General features: G+C 70.5%; 6 protein-coding genes and 1 pseudogene. 2 read left to right on the forward strand and 5 right to left on the reverse strand.

Annotated elements, in window-relative coordinates:
• The 5 genes and pseudogenes from I53_RS35145 to I53_RS15415 all read right to left on the reverse strand — a co-directional run.
• Positions 1–172 (reverse strand): annotated as a pseudogene (locus I53_RS35145) (N-acetyltransferase); the annotation flags it as partial.
• A 187-nt stretch (positions 173–359) separates the two neighbouring features.
• Complete coding sequence (gene rpmA, locus I53_RS15400) at positions 360–626, reverse strand: 50S ribosomal protein L27 (RefSeq protein ID WP_043352185.1); 267 nt, start codon at positions 624–626, stop codon at positions 360–362.
• Positions 627–712: 86 nt separating this feature from the next.
• Positions 713–1,027, reverse strand: coding sequence for a 50S ribosomal protein L21 (gene rplU / locus I53_RS15405; RefSeq protein ID WP_010683509.1), 315 nt, complete (start codon positions 1,025–1,027; stop codon positions 713–715).
• A gap of 191 nt (positions 1,028–1,218) precedes the next feature.
• Entirely contained in the window at positions 1,219–1,620 is a 402-nt protein-coding gene (locus I53_RS15410; protein ID WP_043352187.1) for a hypothetical protein, read from the reverse strand.
• 424 nt (positions 1,621–2,044) lie between these two features.
• The gene (locus I53_RS15415) at positions 2,045–2,677 is read right to left on the reverse strand and encodes a YceI family protein (protein WP_043352189.1); all 633 of its coding nucleotides are present in this window, start codon (positions 2,675–2,677) and stop codon (positions 2,045–2,047) included.
• A gap of 133 nt (positions 2,678–2,810) precedes the next feature.
• Here I53_RS15415 and ruvA point away from each other — a divergent pair, with 133 nt between their 5' ends.
• Positions 2,811–3,428: a Holliday junction branch migration protein RuvA gene (gene ruvA, locus I53_RS15420; RefSeq protein WP_043352190.1), complete on the forward strand. Its 618-nt coding sequence runs from the start codon at positions 2,811–2,813 to the stop codon at positions 3,426–3,428.
• A 192-nt stretch (positions 3,429–3,620) separates the two neighbouring features.
• Positions 3,621–3,801 (forward strand): (2Fe-2S)-binding protein (locus tag I53_RS34580; RefSeq protein WP_210161583.1); only part of this gene is annotated, 181 nt, incomplete at its 3' end.

Raw genomic sequence — 3,801 nt, forward strand, 5'->3', positions numbered from 1 at the left:
CATCCACCACCGGGGCCGGAAGCGGGTGCGGCACCCGCGCCAGCATCGCGGCGACAGACGGATCACCGGCCAGCTTCAGGATCGCGTCCCTGTCCTTGGCGGTCGGCCAGCGCAGCCACAGCCGCCGCGTCTCGATCCGGAAAACGTCATCACGGGTCAGATCGGGGAACATCGTGCCCTCGCAGGGCGGCGTTCCCGGCTCCGGGACACCGCCTCAAGACGACGAAGGGGAGGATGGCGTCCCATCCTCCCCGGGTGTTCCGTCCGAACCGGCCCGTCAGGGGCTCGGCAACGACGTCTCCGGTCCGGTGTGGGACACCGGGCGGGACGCCAGCTTCGCCTCTAAAGGCGCCCGCCTCTTATTCCGCGGCCTCGGCCAGCGGGGTTACGGCCACGAAGGCGCGCCCGCGGCGCGTCTCGAAGCGGACATGGCCCGGTACCAGCGCGAAGAGCGTATGGTCCTTGCCCATGCCGACATTGGCGCCGGGATGCCATTTGGTGCCGCGCTGACGCACGATGATGTTGCCTGGAATCACGGCTTCCGCGCCGAACTTCTTGACGCCGAGGCGCCGGCCTTCCGAGTCGCGACCGTTGCGGGACGAGCCGCCTGCCTTCTTGTGTGCCATGGGATGAACTCCGAAATCTGATGGGCTTGGATGCGGTCGCAGATCGGACCCTCAGGGATCCTCACGCGCCCAGCGTCTGGCGTGCGTCAGGCCGAAATGCCGGTGATGCGCACGACCGTGTGGTCCTGCCGGTGACCGCGCTTGCGGCGCGAGTTCTGCCGGCGGCGCTTCTTGAAGGCGATGACCTTCTTGTCGCGGCCGTGGCGCACGATCTCGCCGGTGACGCTGATGCCCGACAGGGTCGGGGCGCCGACCTGGGTCGCGCCCGCGCCGTCGGCGAACAGGAGGACCTCGCCGAAGGTCACGGCCTCGCCGGCCTCGCCCGCCAGGGAGGCGATGGTGATGGTGTCGTTGGCGGCGACGCGGTACTGCTTACCGCCCGTCTTGATGACTGCGAACATCGTTCTCTCGTGTTCTCGAACGGCCTCCGGGGCGGCTGCCCCTGGACCGGCTTCTTGTTTGAAGTCATTGCGCGGGCTTTCCGCCCGGACAACGCGAAACGCGCGGACCTCAAACAGAGGCCGCGCGCCATGCGGGGTCACTACGGGCCTGATGCCGCCGTGTCAATCCGCGCCGGACTCCCGGGGCTCCGTCAGCGGATCGGGGCGCCGGTCGCCAGGACGCCCTTCGCGACACTGCCCTCGGGGCCGAAGGCGGCCAAAGCCTCGGAGCACCAAGCCTCGCGGCCGTCGGCGGCGAGCTGCTGGCGCACCTGCATGGCGCGCTGCTTCAGCTTCTCCTCCAGCATCGCTTCCTGTCCGGCATTGACCCGGGCCGCGAGACGGAGCGTCGTGAGCTGTCCCGCCCTGACCTGCACGCCCGGGCAGGCCTGTTCGGCGATGATGGTCGTCGCCGCCGCCCTCGCATAGTTGTCGAGGGGCGAAGCCGCCGCGGCGGGCGCAGGGGCGCGGGCGGCCGGCGCGGGGACCTGCGCCGCGGCGGCTCCCGCGAAGCACAGGACCAGGGCAAGACTGAAAACACCGGAACGCCGCACGGCTCAGACCTCCAGGGTGGCGCCGACCTGCGCGGTGAGACGCCCGTCGTGCGCGGGACGAGGCCGGGTGCCACTGAGGAGAAGCGTCGTCATCTGGGGGCATCCCTTCGCTGCGGCGCCGCGACGGCGGTTGACTACACCCCCGGCGGCGAGGCGTCACCCGCCCGGTCAGACCGCGCGGCTCGACCCGGTCCCATGCGGGGCCGCGGGGCGCCGCACATGAGCGAGCTCCTCGGCGTGTGGGTCCGCCCGCCCGTTCATCCGCATGGTCGTTCCGGAGCGCCGCAGGCGAGCCCGGATCCGGAAACACCGTCGGTTCCCGGCGTCGGCGCATGGCGATCCGGGCTCCGCCGCGCGGGGGCCTTGCCGGCTGCGAAGCCGCGCCTTCGGCTCCGCGGACCGAGTCGGCCGATCGGGCTGATCGTCAGGGCGCGGCCTTGAACTCGCCCTCGATGCGCAGGCTTACCTCGTCGCCGAGCTGCGGCAGATAGGCATTGATGCCGAAATCCGAGCGCTTGATGACCGCCCGGCCGTCGAAGCCCACGGTGTAGCGCTGATCCACCGGATGGATGCCGGCCTGATTGAACGTGGCGTCGATCGCAAAGGGCCGGACCGTGCCGCGCAGGTTCAGGTCGCCGGTGATCCGCGCCGTGGTCGGGCTGGTGGGCTCGACCTTCGTGGCGGTGAAGGTGGCGTTCGGGAACTTGGCCGTGTCGAAGAAGTCCGGGGCTGCGAGGTGCTCGTTCAGGCGCGCGCTCCCGGTCATCACGCCGCCCAGGGGCACGGTGACCTCGAGACGGCTCTTCTCCGGCGCCTTCGGATCGAGCTGGAGCGTGCCGCTAAGACCCGCGAACTGGCCATAATAGGTCGAGTACCCGAGATGCGAGACAGACCACGTGATCTTGCCGTGATCCGGATCGAGCACGTAGCTCCCGGGCCGGACCTGCGTCGGATCCGCGCTCGGCGCGACCGGAACGGGGGCCGTTGACGGATCGTCCGCCCCCCGGGCCGGGCCGAAGCACAGCAGGCCCAGCAGGGCAAGAAGTGGCGCGCGCATGGTCATCCCCCCGTGACCGGCCAAGCGCGGCCGGCGCGGCGCCCGTGATTTCATGATCTCCCTGCGCGCTCAAGCACGTCTGGCGGAGGCCGCCGCGGTTCTGTAGGCATCCCGCGACAGCGACAGGCGTGGCATGATCGGCAAGCTCAAGGGCGTCGTGGACTCGTTCGGCGAGGATTTCGTGATCCTCGACGTGTCGGGCGTCGGCTATATCGTGCATTGTTCGGCGCGCACCCTGCAGCGCATGCCCAAGGTCGGCGAGCCCGCTTCGCTGTCGATCGAAACCCATGTCCGCGAGGACATGATCCGCCTTTACGGCTTCCGCTCGGATGCCGAGCGGGAATGGTTCCGCCTGCTTCAGACCGTGCAGGGCGTCGGCGCGCGGGTGGCGCTGGGCGTGCTCTCGGTGATGGAGCCCGAGGCGCTGGCCAGCGCCATCGCCACCGGCGACAAGGGCGCGATCAGCCGGGCTCCAGGGGTCGGGCCGCGTCTGGCGGCACGGCTCGCCGCCGAGCTCAAGGATAAGGCCCCGGCCTTCGCGCCGATCGACCCCGCCCTCGTTGCCCTCACGGGAGCCGTCGAGGACGGCGCCGCCCCCCAGCCGGTGGCGGATGCGGTCTCCGCCCTGGTCAATCTCGGCTACCCGCAGGTCCAGGCCGCCGCCGCCATCGCTGCGGCTCTCAAGGGTGCGGGAGAGGGCGCGGAGGCCAAGGTGCTCATCCGGCTCGGCCTGCGCGAACTCGCGCGCTGACGCGCCCCGGAACCGTTGGGGCGCACTTAGATCGCACGCCCTTGACCCGCGCGGGCCGCGGTGCCATGTCGACCGCAGCCAATAAGGCATTGAAAAGCCAGCTACTTTTCAATTCTTCTAAACTGGCGCAGGTGCCCGGGACGGTCGTCGACGACCGCTGCGGGCGCGGGGATGACGGGATTTGCGGCGCGCATGATCGTCTGTTCTTGTAACGTCATATCGGACGGCGCGGTCCGCGGCTGCCTCGCACCCGGCCCGGGCTGCCCGCGCACGCCCGCGCAGGTCTATGCCTGCCTCGGCTGCAGCCCGAAATGCGGGCGCTGCGCCCGCACGATCCGGGCGATCATGCAGAGTGCCCTGGCCAAGCGCGCCG

It is taken from the genome of Methylobacterium sp. B1, from assembly GCF_000333255.1.
GTDB lineage: Bacteria > Pseudomonadota > Alphaproteobacteria > Rhizobiales > Beijerinckiaceae > Methylobacterium > Methylobacterium fujisawaense.